The 21999-nt window shown below is 67.2% G+C and carries 18 protein-coding genes; 7 read left to right on the top strand and 11 right to left on the bottom strand.

Going from position 1 to position 21999, the window contains the following annotated elements:
* Position 1: 1 nt before the first annotated feature.
* A complete protein-coding gene (locus B9G49_RS00190; RefSeq protein WP_233125125.1) occupies positions 2-2044 on the bottom strand; it encodes an SLC13 family permease in 2043 nt (680 codons plus the stop codon).
* A gap of 197 nt (positions 2045-2241) precedes the next feature.
* Between B9G49_RS00190 and B9G49_RS00195 the strand changes: the two genes are divergently transcribed.
* Positions 2242-3897 (top strand): acyl-CoA synthetase, encoded by a 1656-nt coding sequence (locus B9G49_RS00195; RefSeq protein ID WP_086214921.1) that lies wholly within the window; start codon positions 2242-2244, stop codon positions 3895-3897.
* A gap of 707 nt (positions 3898-4604) precedes the next feature.
* Here B9G49_RS00195 and B9G49_RS00200 read toward each other — a convergent pair.
* A complete protein-coding gene (locus B9G49_RS00200; RefSeq protein WP_158093583.1) occupies positions 4605-5372 on the bottom strand; it encodes an IclR family transcriptional regulator in 768 nt (255 codons plus the stop codon).
* 411 nt (positions 5373-5783) lie between these two features.
* Between B9G49_RS00200 and B9G49_RS00205 the strand changes: the two genes are divergently transcribed.
* Positions 5784-7694, top strand: a complete 1911-nt coding sequence (locus B9G49_RS00205) for an FAD-dependent oxidoreductase (RefSeq protein WP_086214923.1) — start codon at positions 5784-5786, stop codon at positions 7692-7694.
* Between the two features lie 7 nt (positions 7695-7701).
* Here the strand turns inward: B9G49_RS00205 and B9G49_RS00210 are convergent, their stop codons facing one another.
* Complete coding sequence (locus tag B9G49_RS00210; protein WP_086214924.1) at positions 7702-8523, bottom strand: SDR family oxidoreductase; 822 nt, start codon at positions 8521-8523, stop codon at positions 7702-7704.
* Between the two features lie 2 nt (positions 8524-8525).
* Positions 8526-9344 (bottom strand): mycofactocin-coupled SDR family oxidoreductase, encoded by an 819-nt coding sequence (locus B9G49_RS00215; RefSeq protein WP_086214925.1) that lies wholly within the window; start codon positions 9342-9344, stop codon positions 8526-8528.
* An 85-nt stretch (positions 9345-9429) separates the two neighbouring features.
* On the opposite strand from B9G49_RS00215, the gene B9G49_RS00220 reads away from it, so the two are divergent.
* Positions 9430-9711, top strand: coding sequence for a hypothetical protein (locus tag B9G49_RS00220; protein ID WP_086214926.1), 282 nt, complete (start codon positions 9430-9432; stop codon positions 9709-9711).
* Between the two features lie 42 nt (positions 9712-9753).
* On the opposite strand, the gene B9G49_RS00225 is transcribed toward B9G49_RS00220, so the two are convergent.
* The 7 genes from B9G49_RS00225 to B9G49_RS00255 form a co-directional block, all read right to left on the bottom strand.
* Positions 9754-10575, bottom strand: coding sequence for a mycofactocin-coupled SDR family oxidoreductase (locus B9G49_RS00225; protein WP_086214927.1), 822 nt, complete (start codon positions 10573-10575; stop codon positions 9754-9756).
* A gap of 30 nt (positions 10576-10605) precedes the next feature.
* Positions 10606-11427 (bottom strand): mycofactocin-coupled SDR family oxidoreductase, encoded by an 822-nt coding sequence (locus B9G49_RS00230; protein WP_086214928.1) that lies wholly within the window; start codon positions 11425-11427, stop codon positions 10606-10608.
* A 2-nt stretch (positions 11428-11429) separates the two neighbouring features.
* On the bottom strand, positions 11430-12251 hold the full coding sequence (locus tag B9G49_RS00235; RefSeq protein WP_086215189.1) for a mycofactocin-coupled SDR family oxidoreductase: 822 nt from the start codon (positions 12249-12251) through the stop codon (positions 11430-11432).
* An 8-nt stretch (positions 12252-12259) separates the two neighbouring features.
* Positions 12260-13081, bottom strand: coding sequence for a mycofactocin-coupled SDR family oxidoreductase (locus B9G49_RS00240; RefSeq protein ID WP_086214929.1), 822 nt, complete (start codon positions 13079-13081; stop codon positions 12260-12262).
* A gap of 33 nt (positions 13082-13114) precedes the next feature.
* A complete protein-coding gene (locus tag B9G49_RS00245; protein WP_086214930.1) occupies positions 13115-13936 on the bottom strand; it encodes a mycofactocin-coupled SDR family oxidoreductase in 822 nt (273 codons plus the stop codon).
* Positions 13937-14125: 189 nt separating this feature from the next.
* Positions 14126-15265, bottom strand: a complete 1140-nt coding sequence (locus B9G49_RS00250; protein ID WP_198943774.1) for an ATP-binding protein — start codon at positions 15263-15265, stop codon at positions 14126-14128.
* Entirely contained in the window at positions 15262-17250 is a 1989-nt protein-coding gene (locus B9G49_RS00255) for a VWA domain-containing protein (RefSeq protein ID WP_086214931.1), read from the bottom strand. The genes B9G49_RS00250 and B9G49_RS00255 overlap by 4 nt, the downstream gene beginning before the upstream one ends.
* A gap of 120 nt (positions 17251-17370) precedes the next feature.
* Here B9G49_RS00255 and B9G49_RS00260 point away from each other — a divergent pair, with 120 nt between their 5' ends.
* The 4 genes from B9G49_RS00260 (at position 17371) to B9G49_RS00275 (ending at position 21997) form a co-directional block, all read left to right on the top strand.
* Positions 17371-19299, top strand: coding sequence for an FAD-dependent oxidoreductase (locus B9G49_RS00260; protein WP_255376737.1), 1929 nt, complete (start codon positions 17371-17373; stop codon positions 19297-19299).
* Between the two features lie 16 nt (positions 19300-19315).
* Positions 19316-20314, top strand: coding sequence for an electron transfer flavoprotein subunit alpha/FixB family protein (locus B9G49_RS00265; RefSeq protein ID WP_086214933.1), 999 nt, complete (start codon positions 19316-19318; stop codon positions 20312-20314).
* Complete coding sequence (locus tag B9G49_RS00270; RefSeq protein ID WP_086214934.1) at positions 20311-21624, top strand: FAD-dependent oxidoreductase; 1314 nt, start codon at positions 20311-20313, stop codon at positions 21622-21624. Before B9G49_RS00265 ends, B9G49_RS00270 begins: the two co-directional genes overlap by 4 nt.
* Positions 21625-21706: 82 nt before the next feature.
* Entirely contained in the window at positions 21707-21997 is a 291-nt protein-coding gene (locus B9G49_RS00275; protein ID WP_079232154.1) for a ferredoxin family protein, read from the top strand.
* Positions 21998-21999: the final 2 nt, after the last annotated feature.

Raw genomic sequence — 21999 nt, forward strand, 5'->3', positions numbered from 1 at the left:
ACTACAGCCCCCAGAAGTACGTGATGCCAACCGTCGTCACGACGGTCAGGATGAGCTGGAGCGGCGCGCCGACCCGCGCGAAGTCGGTGAACTTGTACCCGCCGGGGCCGTACACCATCAGGTTCGTCTGGTAGCCGACCGGGCTCAGCAGCGGCGTGCTCGCGGCGAACGTCACCGCGAGGGCGAACGCGAAGGGGTTGGCGCCGAGCTGGCCGGCGGCCTCGACGGCGATGGGGAGCATCAACACGACGCTGGCGTTGTTGCTCACCATCTCCGTGATGATCGCGGTGCCGAGGTAGAACGTCGCGAGCATCGCGATCGGCGGGAGGATCGCGCTGCCGGCGACGATCCCCGTCGCGAGCAGGTCCGCCGTGCCGGAGGACTCGAACGCGATCCCGAGGGGGATGACGCCCGCCAGCAGGAAGATGACGTCCCAGTCGACGGCGTCGTACGCGGCCGGGCGGAGGATTCCGGAGAACAACATCGCGACGACGCCGGTGAGCGCGCTGACCATGATGGGGAGGTACTCCAGCGCCGCTAGCCCGACCACGCCGGCGACGATCCCCAGCGCGATCGGGATCCGGCGCTTGTCGAACTCCTCCCAGCGCCCGTCGCCGGAGACGGCGACGTTGGTGTCCGCGCGGAGTCGGTCGAGCACGTCCTCGCTCGTCTGGACGAGCAACACGTCCCCGGCTTGGAGGCTGACGTCCCGCAGCCGCTGGCGGATCACTTCGTTCCCTCGACGGACGGCGAGCACCGTCGCGTCGTACTCGCGTTCGAACCCCGCGACGCCGTCGCGCCGGTTCGACCACGGCCCGGGGAGCAACACGACCTCCGAGAGCGAGGTCTCGGGCTCGTCCGGTTTCGCCTTCTTCTCGTCGTCGCCCTCGTCTCCCGGATCTCCGTCGCCGTCGTCCCTTTCGTCGCCGTCGGCTCCTTCGCCCGACAGTACCTCGCTGTCCCTCTCTGCCCCCGACGCCTCCGCCGCGGCGGCCTGCTCGATTTCGGCGTCCAGCGTCGCCAGCGACCGGTTCCACGCGTGGTGTTCCGGGACGAACCCCTCGGGCAGCGGTTCGTCCTCGTCGGCCGCGGCCTCGAGCAGTTCCGGCAGGAGGACCAGGTGTTCGTCCTCGAGCACCTGTTCGAGCGTCTCCTGGCTCGCCCGGACCGAGAGGATGTCGCCGGCACGGATCCGCTCGGTCGAGAGCCCGCGGACGATGGTGCGGCCGTCGCGAACGATCTGGAACACGTCGAGATCGAGGTCGTCGCGCCGGACCTCGTGGACCCGTGAGTCGACGAGGTCGGAGTCCTCGTGGACGACGACGTCGGTCAGGTAGTCAGCCATCCCGAACTGGTCGGTGGCGGAGCCCTCCGCCGGGATGCGGGCGGGCGTGAGATACCGGCCGACGGTCAGGAGGTAGACGATGCCGACGGCCAGCACGACGACGCCGAGCTGGGTGAACTCGAACAGCGAGAACGGTTCCGCGCCCGGGCCGCCGACCTGCGCCCAGATGTCGCTCGCGAGCAGGTTCGTCGACGTGCCGATGACGGTCAGCGTCCCGCCCAGCATCGAGGCGAAGGAGAGCGGGATGAGCAGTTTCGACGGCGACGTGCCCGTCTTCCGGGCCAGGTTCGTGACGGCCGGGATGAGCACGGCCACGATCGGGGTGTTGTTGACGAACCCCGCCGAGGGGCCGGCGAGGCCGACCGTCGCGAGCAGCTGTCGGGACTCGCTGTCGCCCGCGAACGCCTCCATCTTCCGGGTGAGGATCTGGATGACGCCGGTCTGGCGCACGCCCTCGCTAAGGATGAACATCGACAGCACGGTCAGCGTCGCGGGGTTCGAGAACCCCGAGACACCCTCCTCGGGGGAGACGCCGGTCCACGGGCCGAGGAGGATCAGCGCGACCATCAGGGCGATGGCGGTCGTGTCGATCGAAACCGGCTGGAGCACGAACAGGACGAGCGCGACGGCGACGACCCCGAGCACGACGAGTACGTCGAGCGACACCGGGAGCTGCACGGGAAGCTGCTGGAGGAGCACAGGTACCGGCGCTGTGGCGTCGGTTAGGAGGGTCGTCACTGGAACAATCGTGTGTGGCTCCCGTGCCGTGCACATAGTAGTACGGTTCGCGGCGCGAACCCGGCGATCGAGGGGCGACTGCCGCCGGACGACGTTCTGCGTACGCCGTCAACGTCGGAACAAAATCATTATTTCCTCGGCAGCGAGTCTCCGTGTGTATGCCTGTCAACTACGAGGACGCCGTCGAGTCCTTCGAGTGGGACATCCCCGAGGGGTACGCCATCCCGTCGGTGATCGAGGAGCACGCCGACGCGTTCGGGGATCGTACCGCGGTCACGTTCCTCGACGACGAGGGGACGCGCGCCGAGCGCACCTACGCGGATATCCGCGACGACACGAACCGGTTCGCGAACGCGCTCGCGGATCTGGGCGTGGGCGAGGGCGATCGCGTGATGCATCTGTTCCCTCGCCATCCGGACGCGTTCGCGATCCAACTCGGGGTGCTCGCACGCGGCGCGCTGCTGGTCCCCTGTTCGGCGATGCTGAAACCCAAAGATATCGCGTTCCGGGCGAACGACTGCGAGGCGACGACGATCGTCGCCCACGAGTCCCTCGTCGACATGGTCGAGCCAGTGCTCGACGAGACGCCGATCGAGACGACCATCGCCCTCGACGGGTCGCCGGCGGGGTGGGAGTCTTTCGCCGACCTGCTCGACGGCGCCGCGACCGACCACGACGGGCCCGAGATCGGCGCACAGGACCCGATGAGCATCAACTACACCTCGGGCACGACCGGGAAACCCAAGCCCGTCCTCCACCGTCACCGCTGGCTCCGGGCGTTCGAACTGGTGAACGGCCCGTACTGGTGGGGGATCTCGGCGGAGGACGAGCACGCGCCGGGCGTCGAGGACGAGTCGGTCGACCTCGACGAGGAGCTGCTCTGGGCGACGACGGGCACCGGCTGGGCGAAGTGGTTCTGGTCGCCGGTCGGCGTCGGCCTCACCACGGGGGCGCGACAGCTCATCTACGACGGCGAGTTCGACGCCGACGAGTTCCTCTCGGTGATGGCCGAGGAGGGGGTGACGCGGCTCTGTGCGGTGCCGACCCAGTACCGCATGTTCACCCAGACCGACCTCGCGGAGTACGATCTGGATCTCGTCGAGGCGCTGTCGGCGGGCGAACCGCTGAACCGCGAACCGATCGAGGCGATCCAGGACGCCTACGGCATCACGCCGCGGGACGGCTACGGACAGACCGAGACCGTCGCGGTCGTCTCGAACTACCCGGGGATCGACGTGAAGGAGGGCTCGATGGGCAAACCCACGCCGGGGCTCGGGACGACGATCATCGACACGCAGGAAGAGGAGGAGGTCGAACAGGGTGAGATCGGCGAGATCGCGGTGCCGGTCGACTGCCCGGGGATCTTCGACAGCTACTACGAGAAACCCGACCTCGACGAGGAGACGTTCGACGGCGACTACTACCGCACCGGCGACCTGGCCCGCGAGGACGAGGACGGCTACTTCTTCTTCGAGGGGCGCGCCGACGACATCATCCTCTCCGCCGGCTACCGCATCGGCCCGTTCGAGGTCGAGGACGCGCTGGTCTCCCACGAGGCCGTCGCCGAGGCGGCGGCGGTCGCCTCCCCTCACGACGAACGGGGGAACGTGGTGAAGGCGTACGTCGTGCTCGCCGACGGGTACGAGGGCGACGACGCGCTCACCGAGACGCTGCAGGCGTACATGAAGGAGGAGACGGCGCCGTACAAGTACCCCCGCCGGATCGAGTACGTCGACGAACTGCCGAAGACGGCGTCGGGGAAAACCCGCCGAATCGAACTCCGGGAGCGCGAACAGCAGCGGTTCGGGGAGTAGGCCGGCGAAACTCTTTTTCGGTGTCGATCCTCGTCGAGGGGCTCGTATATCCCATCAGAGGACGATACTTTTCATAGTACGAGGTTATCAGTGGTTTCGGTATGTGTCGTTCTCAGACTGGCGACGGTGAACTGACCAGTTGGGGAGATCGAGACCGACGGTCCACCAGCAATCGAGGGGAAATTACACTCGTATCTGCGATATCTCGCCCGTTCGTGGTCAGTTGTCTCCCGACGAGCTCGAAGCGAGAACCGATTCTCGGGCTATCCGAAATCGATCACGTCACGGAGGTGGTCGATATGGCCGATCGAGTGCCTCAACTGTCGAACCTCCGGTTCAGACAACGCTTCGACCATATCGTGGAACCCCGGAAGGAGATACAGTATAGTTAGTAGCTACGAAACAAAAACAGTCCACCACGACAACTAATTATCATACCAGAATACCGAGGTGTAGTAGATCGTCTCGGAGAGAAAGGACATGTATTCGACGGGGGTTCCCGTTTTCGGCCACTGCGCCGAACCCGGGCCCATCGAACTCGCTGTCGCGTGAACTGTTCGACTCGTTTATACGATCTATCGCTCCTGAAGCGGTGGGCGAGCCGGGAGCGGCGACGGTTCGGTGGCGGAATTTCCTAACACAAGTACTGTTGTTATCCTAGCTGCCAATACTGGAATGGCTCGAACCGATTTCGGGGTTCGGCCCCTTCAGATCGAAATATCCTCCATCAGTTTCAGTTCGATAACGTTTGTCACATCAAGCACCGCATCCGGAAGCTCCTCTTCGAAGAACGAGCCTCGCAGCTCCCGTTCCGGGCCCGCGACGCTGACCGCGCCACGTACCTCACCGTTGGGGCCCAAAACGGCGGCACCCACGGCCCTGAGTCGCTTGACGTGCTCCCCTCTGTCGAGTGCGAACCCCTGCTCCCGGATCCGTTCGAGCTCCTCGTCGAGCGCCTCTCGGTCGACGATACTGGAGTCGGTCATCTCGGGGAGACCGTGGCGTTCGATGATCTCGTCGACCCGTTCCCGTGGGAGCTCTGCGAGGATCGCCTTGCCCATGGACGACGTCGTCAGCGGCACTGTCGTGCCGATGGAGCCGAGATCGATCTCGTTCTCCATGTGGCGACAGATCACTGTCGCCCGTCCCCGTTCCTCGACGGACAGGTACGTGTTGGTCCCCGTATCGCTGCCGAGCTGCTCGATCTCGGGACGTGCAGCTTGGTAGACGCCGAGTCGCTGTCTCGCGGCCTCCCCGAGGGGGAGGAGCCGTAGCCCCAGTTCGTACTCCCCGTCGTTCTTGATGACGTACCCCCTGTTCTCCAGGGTTCCGAGGTGGTTGTACACCGAACTCTTGGGTATCTCCGTGGAGCCGGCGATCTCGGTAACCCCTGCAGGCTGGAGGTCGCGAACGGCTTCCACGATCCGTACTGCCCGACTGACCGCGCTCACCTCCGAGCCGTGTTTCTCGTCCATACGCTGTTCCTCGGTAGCCGTTGTCATAAATTGACTGGGTGTTCAGTTAGGACAGCCCGCTGTTCTATTGCGCTGAACGATTACTCACTCATACTGTACCCGGGTGAGGTTCTCCCTCCGACGTTTCGGATTTTCGAGCGAAGCTCCCTGTGCCGATGCGGGCCGAACTGAGAAAATGTTTCACGAATTACGATGGAGGATCGGCGACTGTTGTTTAGCTTTACTGAATACTCGTTATGTTCTGAATAACGATTTCCCGGTACCGTGGAAAGAACCGGCCCCATCAGGGGCGAGCTTGGCCTAGAGCGCCGTCCCCGTCTTGCCGATGACCCTCGTCGGCGACTCGGTGGCCGGTCGTCCCCGGCTCTCGGCTGCGCTAACTTCAAGTACAGTTACTTGATATCTGTTAGCATGGATCTGTTCGATTCAGGCACAGTCCGATCTCTTTCGGTGCCGAACCGTGCCGTCTTCCGGCCCGTGCGTACGAGGTTCGTCGACGACGGGAGACCGACCGAGGAGCTCGCGGCCCATCTCGGCGCCCGCGCGGCTGGCGGTGCCGGGCTGGTGGTCGGTCCCGCCGAGATGCTCGTTCACCCCTCGGCCAGCGGTCCAGCCTTCGTCGACGCGTACGACGACGGAACGGTTTCGGCGCTGACGAGCGTCGTCGACGCCGTCCACGACCACGACGCGAAGATCGTGGGCCAGCTCACCCACACGGGCGCGGAGTCCCGCGGCGACTGGGAGATGCAGCCCCAGCTCGCCCCCTCGGCGTCGCCCTCCGACGCCGCCTACGAGATGCCCAAAACGATGACCCGGGACGACATCGACGAGGTGCTATCCGGGTTCGGCGACGCGGCGGCGAACCTCGATGCGGCCGGCTTCGACGGCGTCGAACTGGCCGCGGGCCCGTTCTCCGTCCTCCGGCAGTTCCTCTCCCCGCGGTACAACGCCCGGGAGGACGAGTACGGCGGCGACTGGCCCGCGAGGGCACGGTTCGTGAACGAGGCGATCGACGCGGTCGCCGGGCGGATCGACGGGCCGGTCGGGCTCCACCTCTCGCTGGCGGAGTTGGAGTACGGCGGCTACGGGTTCGACGACGTTCCCGCGATCCTCGACGCGCTCCAGGGGTTCGACTACCTCTCCTGTACGGTGGGGAGCCACGCGACGTACAACCAGACACACGCCGGTATCTCGGCGGAGGCGCCGGAGCTGCGTGATCCGATCGCGACGGCTGCCGACGCCGTCGACGTCCCCGTGATCGGACGCTTACCGTTCACGAGCGTCGACGACGCCGACGCGCTGTTCGACGCGGGCGCCGAGTTCGTGAGCTTCACTCGCCAGCTGCTGGCGGACGCCGAGACGCTCGCGAAAGCCGACGCGGGGGACCGCCCCAACCGCTGTATCCAGTGTAACCAGAAGTGTCTCGAAGCGGTGTACGGCCACGCGCACGGTGGCCACGTCGAGTGTGTCGTGAACCCCCGGACCGGCCGGGAGTCCGAGCTACCGGCACTCTCCGCCCTCGACGACGCGGCACTCCCGCAGCAGGTCCTCGTCGTCGGCGGTGGGGCGGCGGGGCTGCGCTTCGCCGCGGTTGCGGCCGAGCGCGGCCACGACGTGACGCTCCGCGAGGCGAGCGACAGCCTCGGCGGCCAGCTCGGCCTCGCCGCACAGGGGCCGCTCGCGCCGTTCGCACGGGCGAGCGAGGATCTGGCGGCCGCGGCGCGGGACGCGGGCGTCACGGTCGAACTTGAGTCGCCCGTGAACGCCGCTGATGTCGATCCGTCGTGGGACGCCGTCGTCGTCGCCACGGGTGCGACGCGACCCGAGACCGGGGACCGGTTCGACGGCGAGGTCGTGAACGCGTTCGACGTGCTCGAGGGGGCCGAGGTGGGAGAGGAGGTGCTACTGTTCGACGAGAACCGTTGGGTCGTCACCGCCCAGACCGGGCTGGAGATACTCGGTCGGGGGGCGTCGCTGGAGATGGTCAGTAGCGACCACTACCCGGCGTTCCGCACCGAGCAGCCGAACCTCCCCGGCTTCGTCGCGGCGCTCCAGGCACAGGGCGCCGCGTTCACCGGGAACCACACCGTCGACTCGGTCGCCGAGGACGGGACGGTCACGCTCCGGAACACGCTCACCGGCGAGGGCGCGAGCCGAGAGCCGGATACCGTGGTCGTCGTCGGCCGGCGGCAGGCCGACGAGTCGCTCTACCTCGAACTCGACGAGCAGCGCGACGACGTGTATCGTGTGGGCGACGCCGTCTCGCCCCGGAAGCTGGATCGCGCGTACTACGACGGGGAACTACTCGCGCGGCGGCTGTAACGCTCGGTCAGAAGAGACGGCGGTACAGCCAGTCCGTCACGCGTGCCGGAACCACGCGGTCGGCCAGGATCGCGAGCCGTGCGTCCCAGCCGACGACGTAGCGGCGCTCCGGCCGCTCGACGCTCGCGGCGCGGTGGATCTCGTCGGCGACCCGTTCGGGCGCCATCCCGCGCCGTTCACTGAGTCGCTGTGCACGGTCCACGAGCCGCCGAAGACGACCGTACTCGGCGACTTCGTCGAGCGTGGACTCGGTTTCGTGGAGCCGGTTCTCGAACCCCGTCCGCACGGCGCCGGGTTCGATCAGCACGACGTCGACGCCGATCCCGGCGGTCTCCGCCCGGAGCGACTCGCTCAGTGCTTCGAGCGCGTGTTTCGATCCGGCGTACGCGCCGCGAGTGGGGTAGGCAACCCGACCGAGCAGGCTGGAGACGTTCACGATCCGCCCGCTGCCAGCCGCGCGCATGTGGGGCAGGACGGCCTGCGCGAGCCGGACGGGGCCGAACACGTTGACCTCGAACTGCGCGCGCAGTTTGTCCACGGGGATCTCCTCGACGGCGCCAGCCTGCCCGTAGCCGGCGTTGTTCACCAGACAGTCGATCCGGCCGTCGCGGGCGACGACGCGCTCGACGACCGCCTCGATCTCTGCCCCGTCGGTCACGTCCAGCGCGGCGGTCCGACAGCCGGCGTCGGCGAGGTCGGTGATGTCCGTCGGGTCCCGAGCGGTGGCCCAGACCCGCCAGCCGGCGTCGAGAAAGCGTCGGGCAGTCGCGCGACCGATCCCGGAGGAACAGCCGGTGATCAGAACGACGGGGGAGTTATCGGGAGCCATGATCACTTCGCGAGCATCCCCGCATCGACGGGGAGTGTAATCCCCGTAACGTAGCGTGCGGCGTCGCTGGAGAGCCACATATACGCCTCGCTCACGTCCCGGGGTTCGATCAGCTGGTCGTCCAGTACGTTCATCGATCCACTGGCGTCCGACACCGACGTGAGCGCGTCGTCGCCCATCGTCTCGAGGATGCCGTCGATCATCGGCGTCGCCACGCCGGTCGGGGCGACCGCGTTGACGTTCACGCCGTGCTCCGCGAGTTCCAGCGCGAGCGCCTTCGTCAGCCCGACGACGCCGTGTTTGGCGGCGGCGTAGTGGCCCGAGCCCCTGGCGCCGACGAGCCCCGCCGTGGACGCCGTGGAGACGATCTTCCCGCCGGCGTCACGCTCGACGAACTGCTGCCCGACGTGCTTGCTGCAGAGCCACGTTCCCTTGAGAACGGTCTCGAGGAGCTCGTCCCAGCGCTGTTCGTCCATCGCCACGAGGTCGGCGACGTTCCAGATGCCGGCGTTGTTCGCGAGGATGTCGATCCTGCCGAACCGGTCGATCGCTTCCTCGACGGCGGCTTCGACGGCGGACTCCCGGCGAACGTCGGCACGCACGACGAGCGCGTCCCCCCCTTCGTCCTCGACGAGGCTGGCGGTCTCGTCCAGTTGGGTCTCGGAGGCGAGCGGGTACTGACTGGTCCCGACCCCCTTTGGTCCGTCGACGACCACCACGTCGGCGCCGTGTTTCGCGTACTGCTGGGCGTGGGAGCGACCCTGGCCGCGGCCGGCGCCGGTGACGAACGCGACCTGGCCGTCGAACGCGTATTCGGGCACGGTTGGCAGTGTTAGTACTACGATACGATTTAGCTTGTGGTGGGTCCGACGCCAGAACTATTACTAAACGTTTCTACACGAGGGTATGGCAACACCTGTCGAGCTCGTGGTGTTCGCGGTCGTCGGCCTGTTCGGGACGAACGCGGTGCCCCACTTCGTGAAGGGGATCACAGGGGAACGGCATATGACGCCGTTGGGGCCGGAGTCGAGCGCCGTCGCGAACGCGGTTTGGGGGAGCATCAACGTCCTCGTCGCGGGGTCGCTGGCGTGGGTGTATCGCGACGCCGTCGAACCGGCCACGCTCGCGGTCGCGTTCGTAACTGGGACGGCAATGGCTGTCGGGTTGGCGTCGTACTGGGGTGAGTAAGGTTCGGGGGTGCCTCGCGAAGGCAACCCCGCCGGGTCGCTGCTACTTCGCGGTCATCCCCGCGTCGACTTTCAGCGTCGTTCCGGTGACGTAGCGTGCGGCGTCGCTGGAGAGCCACATGTACGCCTCGCTGATCTCCTTGGGTTGGAGCATCTCCCCCTCGTCGAACACGTTCGCCGGTCCGGTCATCGCCATCGTCTCCTCGAGGAGCTCCTCGCCGTACGCTTCGACGTACCCCGAAATCATCGGCGTGTCCATCCCCGTCGGTGCGACGGCGTTGACGTTGACGTCGTACTCGGCGAGTTCGAGCGCCAGCGTCTTCGTCAGCCCGCGGACGCCGTGCTTGGCGGCCACGTAGTGGCCGTTCCCCGGCGACGCGGTGAACGCGGCCGTCGACGCCGTGGAGATGATCTTGCCGCCGTCACCGCGGTCGATGAAGTGCTGCCCGACGTGTTTCGCACAGAGCCACACGCCTTTGAGGTTCGTGTCGATCATCTCGTCCCACTGCTGCTCGCTCATCTCCGTCGCGTCGGCGGCGTTGAAGATGCCGGCGTTGTTCGCGAGGACGTCGATCTTCCCGAAGTGGTCGACTGCTTGCTCGACAGCCGCTTCGACCTCGTCCTCCTCGCGGACGTCCATCTGGATCGCGAGTGCCTCCTGGCCCTCGTCCTCGACGAGACTCGCCGTCTCCTCGAGCTCGTCCGGCGTGCTGAGGTCGTAGGGGTTGGTGTCGACGTTCTCGCAGATGTCGGTGACGACGACGTCGGCACCGTGTTTCGCGTACTGCTGTGCGTGTGAACGCCCCTGGCCGTGACCGGCACCAGTGACGAATGCGACCTTACCGTCGAAATCGTATTCGACCATTGAGTGAGTGGTTATCGTCGGTTGGTTAGCTTACTTTGCCAGGAACCCGGCGTCCACTGGAAGGTAGATGCCGGTGACGTAGCGGGCGGCGTCGCTGGAGAGCCACATGTACGCCTCGCTGATGTCCTTCGACTCGATCATCCCGCCGTCGCCGAACACGTTCCACGGCCCGGTGAGCTCCGTCACCTCCGCGAGCGCCTCCTCGCCGTAGGCCTCGTTGACCCCAGTGATCATCGGCGTGTCGATCCCGGTCGGACCGATACAGTTGACGTTGACGTCGTACTCGGCGAGTTCGAGCGCCAGCGTCTTCGTGAGGCCGACGACGCCGTGTTTCGCGGCCACGTAGTGGCCCTGCCCCGGGATCCCGATCGCGCCGGCGGTCGAGGCTGTCGAGACGATCTTGCCGCCGTCGCCGCGCTCGACGAAGTGCTGGCCGACGTGTTTCGAGGCCAGCCAGACGCCTTTGAGGTTCGTGTCGATCATCTCGTCCCACTGCTGTTCGGGCATCTCCACTGCGTCCGCCATCGACGCGATGCCGGCGTTGTTGGCGAGGATGTCGATCTTGCCGAACTCATCGACGGCGCGCTCGACCGCGGCTTCGACGTCGCTCTCGTCGCGAACGTCCATCTCGATGGCGAGGGCTTCCTGCCCCTCGTCCTCGACGAGGCTGGCTGTCTCTTCGAGTTCTTCGCTGGTCCCGAGGTCGTAGGGGACGGTCTCCACGTTCCGACTGATGTCGGTGACGACGACGTCGGCGCCGTGTTTCGCGTAGTGTTGGGCGTGGGAGCGTCCCTGTCCGTGTGCCGCCCCCGTGACGAACGCCACCTTGTTGCTGAAGTCGTACTCGACCATGGTCACTTGGCTGTCGCGCCCGCGTCGACGGGCAGTGCGATCCCAGTGACGTAGCGTGCGGCGTCGCTGGAGAGCCACATGTACGCCTCGCTGATGTCCTGCTCCTCGATCATCTCGCCCGGCTCGAACACGTTCATCGGGCCGGTCAGCTCACCCATCTCCTCGAGCATCTCCGGGCCGTACGTCTCGATGTAGTTGTTCATACCCGGGCTGTCCAGCGCCGTCGGGCAGACGGCGTTGACGTTGACGTCGTACTCGGCGAGTTCGAGTGCCAACGTCTTCGTCAGGCCGATAACGCCGTGCTTGCCGGCGACGTAGTGGCCGGCGCCGGGCGCGCCGACGAGGCCGGCCGTCGAGGAGGTGTTGACGATCTTGCCGCCGTCGCCGCGCTCGACGAAATGCTGGCCGACGTGCTTCGAACAGAGCCAGACGCCCTTGAGGACGGTGTCGATCACGACGTCCCACAGCGCCTCGTCCATCTCGACGAGATCCGCCATCGGCCAGATGCCGGCGTTGTTCGCGAGGATGTCGATCCTGCCGAACTCCTCGAGCGCCTGGTCCACCGCGGACGCGACCTGCTCCTCCTCGCGGACGTCCACTTCGAGCGCCAGCGCCTCCTGTCCCTCGTCCTCGACGATGCTGGCCGTCTCGTGGAGCTCCTCCGTGGTCCCCATGTCGTAGGGGACCGACTCCAAGTTGTGACCGACGTCGGTGACGACCACGTCGGCACCGTGTTTCGCGTAGTGTTGTGCGTGCGATCGCCCCTGTCCGTGTGCGGCGCCGGTGACGAACGCCACCTTGCCGCTGAAGTCGTACTCTACCATCGTTCTGATCACTTGGCGGTCATCCCCGCGTCGACGGGGAGACCGATCCCGGTGACGTAGCGTGCGGCGTCGCTGGAGAGCCACATGTACGCCTCGCTCACGTCCTTCGCCTCGATCATGTCCACGTCCTCGAACACGCTCCACGGCCCGGTGAGCGCCCCCATCTCGTCCATCAGCTCCTCGCCGTAGGCCTCGGTGAACCCGGCGATCATCGGCGTCTGAACGCCGGTGGGACAGACGGCGTTGACGTTGACGTCGTACTCGGCGAGCTCGAGCGCCAGCGTCTTCGTCAGGCCGAGCACGCCGTGTTTCGTCGCGACGTAGTGGCCGGCGGAGGGGGTCGCGATCAGCCCCGCAGCCGACGCGGTGGAGACGATCTTGCCGCCGTCGCCGCGGTCGATGAAGTGCTGGCCGACGTGCTTGCTGCAGAGCCACACGCCTTTGAGGTTCGTGTCGATCATCTCGTCCCACTGCTGTTCGGGCATCTCCGTCATGTCGGCGGCGTTGAAGATGCCGGCGTTGTTCGCGAGGATGTCGATCCGGCCGAACTCGTCGATGGCTTCGTCGACGGCCGCGGCGACTTCGTCCTCCTCACGGACGTCCATCTGGATGGCGAGCGCCTCCTGCCCCTCGTCTTCGACCATGCTCGCCGTCTCTTCGAGCTCGTCCGACGTGCTGAGGTCGTAAGGGTTGGTCTCGATGTTCTCGCAGATGTCGGTGACGACGACGTCGGCGCCGTGTTTCGCGTAGTGCTGTGCGTGCGACCGTCCCTGGCCGTGACCGGCGCCAGTGACGAACGCGACCTTACCGTCGAAATCGTACTGTACCATGGTGTTGGGTTGTTGATTGTTGTTTGGCGTGCGTTACTTCGCGAGGAACCCGGCGTCGACCGGCAGGTAGATGCCGGTGACGTAGCGTGCGGCGTCGCTGGAGAGCCACATGTACGCCTCGCTGATGTCGCTCGGTTCGATCATGTCCGTGTCCGGGAAGACGCTCATCGGCCCCGCGACGGCGCCCATCTCGTTCATGAACTCCTCGCCGTACCCCTCGAGCATCCCTGCGACCATCGGGGTGTCGACAGCTGTCGGCCCGATGCAGTTGGCGTTGACGTCGTACTCCGCGAGTTCGAGCGCCAGCGTCTTCGTCAGGCCGATGACGCCGTGTTTCGCGGCGACGTAGTGGCCGTTACTCGGAATGCCGACCTGCCCGGCGGTCGACGCGGTGGAGACGATTTTCCCCCCGTCGCCGCGGTCGATGAAGTGCTGCCCGACGTGTTTCGAGCAGAGCCATACCCCTTTGAGGTTCACGTCGACGAGCTCGTCCCACATCGCCTCGTCCATCTCCGTCAGGTCGGCGATCGATTCGATGCCGGCGTTGTTGGCGAGGATGTCGATGTGGCCGAACTCGTCGAGCGCCTCGTCGACGGCGGCCTCGACTTCGGCTTCGTCGGAGACGTCGGCTTCGACAGTGAGTGCTCGCTGGCCTTCGTCCTCGACGAGGCTTGCCGTTTCGTCGAGTTCGTCGGCCGTGCCGAGGTCGTACGGCACCGTGTCCTTGTTGTGGGCGATATCGACGGCGACGACGTCGGCGCCGTGTCTCGCGTAGTGTTGTGCGTGTGAGCGCCCCTGTCCGTGTGCAGCCCCCGTGACGAAGGCCACCTGCCCGGTGAAGTCGTACTCTGGCATGGGTCTGTCTCCGGGAACGACCCTGCGTTATGTACTAACGCGGTGTGTGTTCCCACATTACCATGTTTTATCATCCACAATAAGTGTACTCCAACTCATCAATGGTCGGGGACCTATCAGAATTAATAAATTATGTCTACGTGGTTGAGAAACCAAAGCGACAGCGAAAAAATCAGCGTCGGCCGGGGCTCAGTCCTCGAGCCCCAGCTCGCGCCGCACGTCGTGGAAGACACCCATCACGTCCTGTTCCTCCTCCTCGAACGGGAGGCGCTGGAGGCGGTGTTCCAGCGCCATCCGGGCGACGCGGCGGACGGTCCGGGCGGTCACCTCGTCGTCGCCCTCGAACGCCGCGAGCGTGCGGGCGGCCCGCCGGAGCGTGATGTCGCCACGGTGGCCGTCGACGTCGAGTTCGATGTTCATGCCGGCGATCAGCCGGGCGACGTCGTCGCCGAGCGCCACCCCGTCGAGCCGCGCCTGGGCAGCAGCGATATCCTCCCGAATCGCCGCCTGCTCGTCGACGTGCTCCGCACGGAACGCCTCGGGGTCGGCCTCGAACGCGGCGCGGCGGCGGCTGATCTCCACGCGGTCGTCCACTTCCGTGACGCCCTCGACGTCGACGACGAGGCCGAACCGGTCCAGCAGTTGCGGGCGAAGGTCGCCCTCCTCGGGGTTCATCGTCCCGACGAGGATGAACTCCGACGGGTGGCGGAAGGAGACGCCCTCGCGTTCGACGATGTTCTCGCCCATCGCTGCCGCGTCGAGCAGCACGTCGACGATGTGGTCGTCGAGCAGGTTCACCTCGTCGACGTAGAGGATGTTCCGGTTGGCTTCCGCGAGAATGCCGGGTTCGAACTGTCGTTCGCCAGCCTGCACCGCGCGTTCGAGGTCGATGCTGCCGACGACGCGGTCCTCCGAGGCGTTCAGCGGCAGATCCACCACCCGCATCGGCCGGGTCTCCGTGGGGAGGTCGTCGCCGGCGTCGTGGCGCTCCCGACAGTCGTCACACATCCGGTCGTGGTCGTCGGGCGGGCAGCCGTACGGGCAGTCCGCCACGGCCTCGATGTCGGGCAGCACCTCCGCCAGCGCACGCACGGCGGTGGATTTGGCGGTGCCGCGCTCGCCCCGGATCAGCACACCCCCCACGTCGGGGTTGATGGCGTTGAGCACGAGCGCGCGCTTCATCTCGGTCTGGTCGACGATGGCCGTGAACGGGAACGTCCCGGCGGCTCGCGGTTCCTCCTCGGCTCCCGGCGTGTCGTGTGTGATATCGTGGTTCGTCATCGATTGTGGTCGATCGTCGTCGGTCTCGTCCCCGTCGCGTCGGGTCATGCCGTTCCCTCCTCCCAGTCGAGCGCCTCGAGGTCCACGTCACGCGGGAGATCGATCAGCGGCAGGTAGTCCGCCCCCATCGCCGCCGCGAACTCGCGGTTGCGCTCGTGGCGTTTCCGCTTCATCCGCCGGGCTTTCCGGTCGGTCCAGATCTCGTCCGGCGTCGTGTCGATCTTGTGGCCGGTGTCGACGAACACCGACGGGATGTCGTCGTCGTCGAACATCGCCGCGGCGCGGAACGTGTCCTCCTTGGCGTCGCCGTCCTCGCGGTACTCGACGTTCGACTGCCCGTCGGACAGCACCACGACCAGGGGGTAGAGCTCCTGGTCGCGGCGTTGCTCCCGCTGGACCAGTTGGTACGCCTCGACCAGCCCGTGAGCCAGCGGCGTGTTCCCGCCGACGGTCAGCCCCGAGACGGCGTCGCGGGCCTGCCGGTGGTTGCGGGTGGGTTCGACCAGCGTGAACGCCCCCTCGCCGCGGAACACCACCACGGCGACCCGGTTTCGGGCGCGGTAGGCGTCCTCGATCAGCGAGAGCAGGCCGCGTTTGGTCTCCATCATCTGCCGGCCGCTCATCACGCTGCCGCTGGCGTCGACGACGAACACCACCAGCGCACGCGCAGTCCGCTCGCGGAGCTTCTGCCGGAGGTCCCGCGGTTCGATCACCAGCTCGTCGCCCTCCCGCCCGCGCTGTCGTTGGTGGGGTGCGGCCGCACGCAGCGTCGCGTCGATCGCCACGTCGTCGACGTCCTCCCGGATCCGCGAGCGGACGTACCGCCCGCTGCGGACGTCGACCCGTGACGGCGTCCGTCGCGCGAGCGCGCTCCGCATCGTCCGGTCCTTCTCCGGGTCGATGGCGGTCCGGTCGACCGTGTAGGACGCCTCGCCCTCGGCGATTGGGATGCCGCCCCCCTGCTGGTCGGCCGAGTCGTCGCCCTCGGACTCGTCGTCGTCGTCCTCGCCCTCCTCGGCGTCCCCGTCGTTGCCGGTCGAGAGCGCCGCTTCGCCGAAAGTCATCTCGGCGACCCCTTCCACGCGGTGGGGGAACGCGAAGTACTGAGCCTCCGCGACGCTGGACTCCGTCACTTCGTCCTCGCCGTCGAGTGCGGCGATGGCGCGGGCGATCCGGGAGACGGCGATGTCCGCGCGCATCCCGTGTGCGCGCTGCCGGAGCGCCTCGTAGGAGGCGTCACGCTGTCGGTCCTCGGCCATCTCGACCCCTCCGAGGCGCTCGCGGGCCGCCCGGAGGCGCTCGCGGAGCGCTCGCTGCTCGTCGGCGTACGCCGCGCGGAACGCCTCCGGGTCGGCGTCGAACGCCTCCCGGCGCTCGGCGATCTCGACGCGCTCCCCGGGATCGTCGCTGGCCCCGACGTCGACGACGATGTCGAAGCGGTCGAGCAGCTGCGGGCGGAGGTCACCCTCCTCGGGGTTCATCGTGCCGACGAGAACGAACTCCGACGGGTGACGGAAGGAGACGCCCTCGCGTTCGACGATGTTCTCGCCCATCGCCGCCGCGTCGAGCAGCACGTCGACGATGTGGTCGTCGAGCAGGTTCACCTCGTCGACGTAGAGCACGTTGCGGTTGGCGTCCGCGAGGATCCCGGGCTCGAACGTCGCTTCCCCCGACTCGACGGCTCGCTGGAGGTCGATACTGCCGACGACGCGGTCCTCCGAGGCGTTCAGCGGCAGATCCACCACCCGCATCCGTCGTCGTTCGACCGGGAGGTCGTCGCCGGCCGCGTGGCGCTGCTGGCAGTCGCTGCACATCCGATCGGGGTCGGCGGGCGGACAGCCGTAGGGACAGTCCGCGACGACCGCGATCTCGGGCAGCACCGCCGCCAGCGCACGCACGGCAGTCGACTTGGCGGTCCCGCGTTCACCACGGAGCAGCACGCCGCTCACGTCCGGGTTGACGGCGTTGATCAGTAACGCACGTTTCATCGCTCGCTGGTCGACGATCCCGGTGAACGGGTACGATACCTCCATGTCAGTGTCTCACAATGGGATAGATGATTATAAACAAGTTCCGGACCTACCATCGGCGGTACACCTTTATCCTCGCCCTGTCAAGACCTGAGAGAGAACCACACACAAGCTATGCCAGACATGCTTTTCACGCCGAGACGAATCGGGTCAGTGACGATCCCGAATCGAACGGTGTTCCTCGCCCACGAGACGGGGTTCGCGGAGGACGGCCTGCCGACCGAGCGCGACGCCGCCTACTACGAGGCGCGGGCTCGCGGCGGCGTCGGTCTCATTATCGGCCCGTCGAGCATGCTCGTCCACCCGAGCGCGTCGAACCCGATGTACGCCTCGGGGTACGACCCGGACGTGATCCCACGGCTCCGGATGATCGCCGACGCCGTCCACGACCACGGGACCAAGGTGTTCGCCCAGCTCCAGCACACCGGTGGGGAGGACACCGGCGAGCACGCGATGCGGGAGACGTGGGCACCCTCGGCGGTCCCGTCGGAGTACGGCTACGAGATGCCCAAGCGGATGGAGCGCGAGGACATCGAGGAGATCAAACTCGGCTTCGCGAAAACCGCCGAGCACGTCGAGCGGGGGAACCTCGACGGGATCGAGCTCAAGGCGGGCCACGACGGGATCCTGCGGCAGTTCCTCTCGCCGAAGTACAACAACCGCGACGACGAGTACGGCGGCTCGCTGGACAACCGTGTCCGCCTCGTGAACGAGGTCGTCGAGGCGATCCGGGACCGCGTGGGCGAGGAGTTCCCGGTCGGGATCCGGCTCACGCTGGACGAGATGGAGGAGGGCGGCTACGACTACGACTACGCGGTCGAAGTCATCCGCCGGCTCCACCCGAGCCTGGACTTCATCGACTCCGACATCGCCACGATCTCGAAGCTGTACATCACCGACGCGCCGATGCACGCGCCGCTGGGCTACACCTCGGAGTACTACGGCGCCGCGCGAGAGGAGGTCGACATCCCGGTCATCGCGGCCGGCCGGATCAACGACCTCACGAAGGCCAACGACGTGCTGGAGGAGGGCCGTGCGGACTTCGTCGGCATGTGCCGCCAGCTCATCGCCGACGCCGACACGGTCCGGAAGGTCCGCCGCGGCGAGGACGAGGAGGTCACCCACTGCATCGCCTGCAACCAGAACTGTCTGGGCGGCATCCACACCAACGGCCACGTCGGCTGTATCCAGACGCCACGGTCGGGGCGGGAGACGAAAATTCCTCATCTCGAGGACCGCGATCCGGCGTCGACGCCACGGGACGTGCTCGTCGTCGGCGGTGGGCCCGCGGGGCTCTCCTTCGCGGTGACGGCTGCCGACCTCGGCCACCAGGTGACGATCCGCGAGCGGGAGGCCCAGCTCGGCGGCCAGTCGAACATCGCGACACAGGTCGACTCCCGACAGGAGTTCGGCGACGCGGTGCGGAACCTGAAGAACCAGCTCGGGAACCGCGACGTGACCGTCGAGACGAACACGGAAGTCGTCCCCGAGGCCGTCGACGCCGACGCGTGGGACGACGTGGTCGTCGCCATCGGCGCCAGCGAGAGCCAGCCGGACCTGCAGGGGCCGGACGTCCACCGCTCGTGGGACGTGCTCCGGGGCGACGACGTCGGGGACTCGGTGATCGTCTTCGACAACAACAAACACGCGGCGGGGGTCAGCGTCGCGGAGTACCTCGCGGCCGACCACGACGTGACGTTCGTGACGACCTCCTACCACCCGGGCGACCAGCTGGAGGGGACCAACGTCCCGCCGTTCCTCGAGACGCTGTACGAACACGGCGTCGACATCGAGACCCACGCCACCATCATCGGGTTCGAGGACAACACTGCCCAGCTGCTCAACGTCTACTCCGAGGACGTGCACACTGTCGCTGCCGACTCGCTCGTGGTTGCGGAACGCCGGGAGGCTCGAACCGGCCTCGCCGACGCGCTGGAGGAACAGGGGTTCGCGGCCGACGCGGTCCACCGTGTCGGCGACTGCGTCGCGCCGCGACTGATCGACAAAGCCATCTACGACGGCGAGCTGCTCGCCCGGGAGCTATCCGCATGACTGTGAGGTGTGACCGATGACACAGATCGTGGCCGTGCCCGACGCCGACGACGCTGCGCTGTTGGACGAAGCCCACCGACTCGCCGAGGCGCTCGGCGACGCCGGTGCGGAACCGCCCACCGTCGTCGCCGTCGCGTTCGACGGCCTCGTCACGCCGGCGGAAGCAGCGGCGGGGGCGCCCGACGAGGTGTTGCACGTGACACGCGAGAACGGGACGTTCACGGCGGGCGCGGCGGGCATCCGTGCCCGCTCACGGGCGCTCGCGGAACTGACCGACGACGCACGGGCCGTCCTGCTGCCCGACACTGCGGACGGTGCCGACCTCGCGGCGGCGACGGCGCGGCAGCGGCGGGGCGCCTGCGTCACCGACTGCCTGCTGCGTGTCAGAAACGGCGAACTGCGCGCCGGCCGGCCCGCCTACGGCGGTCGCGCGTACGCCGAGTTCGATTTCGAGCGGGAGCCCCCCGTCGTGACGCTCAACACCGAAGCGCTCGGGACGCCCGACCAGCCCCCAGAGGGCGAGCCGACCGAACGCACTGTCGCGGTCGACGCCCCCGACGACGACCGCATCCGGCACGTCGAGACGTTCGAGGTGCCCGAGGCCGACCTCGCGAAGGCGCGGCGCATCGTCGCCGGCGGGTTCGGGCTGGGCGGCGCGGACGGGTTCGACCTGATCGAGGAGCTCGCGGACGCGTTCGGCGCCGCGGTGGGGGCGTCGCGCCCGCCCTCCGACGAGGGCTGGGTGGCCTACGACCGCCAGATCGGCGTGACGGGGAAGGAGATCGACGTGGAGCTCTACGTCCCCTGTGCGATCTCGGGCGACTCCTACCACATGCGCTCGGTGAACGCGGACCACCTGATCCCGATCAACTCCGATCCCGAAGCGCGGATCTTCAACTTCGCCGACATCGGGATCGTCGGCGACGCCTACGAGTACGGGCCCGTGCTGGCCGAGGCGGTCAGGCGGGCGAGAGCGGACGACGAGTCCGCGGCGGCCGAGGAGGTGGCCGAATGACCGACGTCTCCGTCGACGTGGTGGTCGTCGGCGCCGGGCGGGCCGGCGTCGCCGCCGCCTTCAAGCTCGCCGACGAGGGGTTCGAGGTGGCGCTGGTCGAGCGCGCCAAACAGCCCGGGATGAAAAACGTCACCGGCGGCGTGCTCTACGGCAGCATCCTGGACGACCTCGTGCCGGAGTTCCCCGAGGAGGCGCCGCTGGAACGCCACGTCGTCGAGCACAACATCAAACTGCTCCACGGCGACGCGGAGGTCTCCATCGGCTACCGCGACCTCGAACTCCGGGAGGAGCCAAACTACACGCTGATGCTCGGGAAGTTCGACCGGTGGTTCGTCGACCGCGCGGTCGAACAGGGCGTGACGTTCGTCTCCGAGACGACGGTCCAGGACGTGACACAGGAGGCCGACCGCGCGGTGGTCCACACCGACCGCGAGAACGGCGACATCGCCTGCGACGCCGTGATCGGCGCCGACGGCGTGAACACGACCGTCGGTCGGAAGACGGGGATCCAGCGCACGATGCGCAACGAGGACATGGCGCTGTCGGTCAAGAAAGTGATCGACGTGGGCCGGGAGACGATCGACCAGCGGTTCAACCTCGACAGCGACGAGGGCGCCGCGTACATCTACACGGGGTTCCCCGAGGGCGCGCCGACGATCGGCTACTTCATCTACACGTTCGAGGAGTACATCTCCGTCGGCGCGGTCGGCGGCCTCGAGACGCTCCGGTGGCTGGGTGACGAGGGGTACGGCGACACCGGTACCCCGCTGTACTCGCTGCTGGAGGAGTTCATGGAGCTGGACACGGTCCGGCCCTACGTGCAGGGCGACGCCGTCGAGGAGTATCAGGGAATCCTCGTCCCCGAGCACTCCTACGACACGCTCCCCGACCGCCACGACCGGCGGGTCGCGCTCGTCGGCGACGCCGCGGGGCTCGTCCTCAACAAGGGGTACACGTTCCGTGGCCTCGACTACGGGATCAAAAGCGGGCTTGTCGCCGCCGAGGCCGCGATGGAGTGTACCGAGGACGGGAACTGGGACGCGTTCGGCCGGCGGTACGACGACCGGCTGGAGGCGTCGTACGTCCTCCAGGACATGAAGCAGCACCGCCACCTGCCGAAGTTCCTGAAGAACGAGCGGATGTACGGTGCGTACCCGGGCATCGCGACGGAGACGCTCCGGGGGATGTACTCCGCGGAGACCGACGCGTCCGGGCTGACGTGGCGGCAGGCGTACCGCGCGTTCCGGCGGAGCGACGCCGGGGTCCTCGACCTGCTCAAGGACGGCTACCGGGGGCTCAGGTCGCTGTGACCCCAAAGAGCAATACCGATCGACACGAACACGGAGCTATGAGTTCACACACACCATACGTGGCCGGCGGAGGCACAGACCGATGAGCGTTCAGGACGATCTGGAGACGGTCGAGTGGGACGTCAGCGAGGACGCCCACATCACCGTCGACAACGAACAGTGTATCACCTGCGAGGACAAGCCCTGCCTGCATCTCTGTCCCGCGGAGTGCTTCGACTACCAGGAGGACCAGGAGGGCGGCATCTACTTCGCGTACGAACCGTGCGTGGAGTGTGGCGCCTGTATGGTGTTCTGTGCGAACGACCCCGAGAAGGGGGCCGTCTCGTGGTCGAAGGCAGAGGGCGGCAAGGGCGTCGAGTTCGACTTCGGCTGACC

It is taken from the genome of Halorubrum sp. SD683, from assembly GCF_002135045.1.
Taxonomy (GTDB): Archaea; Halobacteriota; Halobacteria; order Halobacteriales; family Haloferacaceae; genus Halorubrum; species Halorubrum ezzemoulense.

Bases quoted from the DNA above. Each gene is read 5' to 3' on its own strand.
- B9G49_RS00220 (WP_086214926.1), top strand. From the start codon at position 9,430: ATGGCAACACCTGTCGAGCTCGTGGTGTTCGCGGTCGTCGGCCTGTTC.
- B9G49_RS00205 (WP_086214923.1), top strand. From the start codon at position 5,784: ATGGATCTGTTCGATTCAGGCACAGTCCGATCTCTTTCGGTGCCGAAC.
- B9G49_RS00235 (WP_086215189.1), bottom strand. From the start codon at position 12,251: ATGGTAGAGTACGACTTCAGCGGCAAGGTGGCGTTCGTCACCGGCGCC.
- B9G49_RS00275 (WP_079232154.1), top strand. From the start codon at position 21,707: ATGAGCGTTCAGGACGATCTGGAGACGGTCGAGTGGGACGTCAGCGAG.
- B9G49_RS00260 (WP_255376737.1), top strand. From the start codon at position 17,371: ATGCTTTTCACGCCGAGACGAATCGGGTCAGTGACGATCCCGAATCGA.
- B9G49_RS00250 (WP_198943774.1), bottom strand. From the start codon at position 15,265: ATGACCCGACGCGACGGGGACGAGACCGACGACGATCGACCACAATCG.
- B9G49_RS00195 (WP_086214921.1), top strand. From the start codon at position 2,242: ATGCCTGTCAACTACGAGGACGCCGTCGAGTCCTTCGAGTGGGACATC.
- B9G49_RS00245 (WP_086214930.1), bottom strand. From the start codon at position 13,936: ATGCCAGAGTACGACTTCACCGGGCAGGTGGCCTTCGTCACGGGGGCT.
- B9G49_RS00200 (WP_158093583.1), bottom strand. From the start codon at position 5,372: ATGGACGAGAAACACGGCTCGGAGGTGAGCGCGGTCAGTCGGGCAGTA.
- B9G49_RS00230 (WP_086214928.1), bottom strand. From the start codon at position 11,427: ATGGTCGAGTACGACTTCAGCAACAAGGTGGCGTTCGTCACGGGGGCG.
- B9G49_RS00240 (WP_086214929.1), bottom strand. From the start codon at position 13,081: ATGGTACAGTACGATTTCGACGGTAAGGTCGCGTTCGTCACTGGCGCC.
- B9G49_RS00255 (WP_086214931.1), bottom strand. From the start codon at position 17,250: ATGGAGGTATCGTACCCGTTCACCGGGATCGTCGACCAGCGAGCGATG.
- B9G49_RS00210 (WP_086214924.1), bottom strand. From the start codon at position 8,523: ATGGCTCCCGATAACTCCCCCGTCGTTCTGATCACCGGCTGTTCCTCC.
- B9G49_RS00225 (WP_086214927.1), bottom strand. From the start codon at position 10,575: ATGGTCGAATACGATTTCGACGGTAAGGTCGCATTCGTCACTGGTGCC.
- B9G49_RS00265 (WP_086214933.1), top strand. From the start codon at position 19,316: ATGACACAGATCGTGGCCGTGCCCGACGCCGACGACGCTGCGCTGTTG.
- B9G49_RS00270 (WP_086214934.1), top strand. From the start codon at position 20,311: ATGACCGACGTCTCCGTCGACGTGGTGGTCGTCGGCGCCGGGCGGGCC.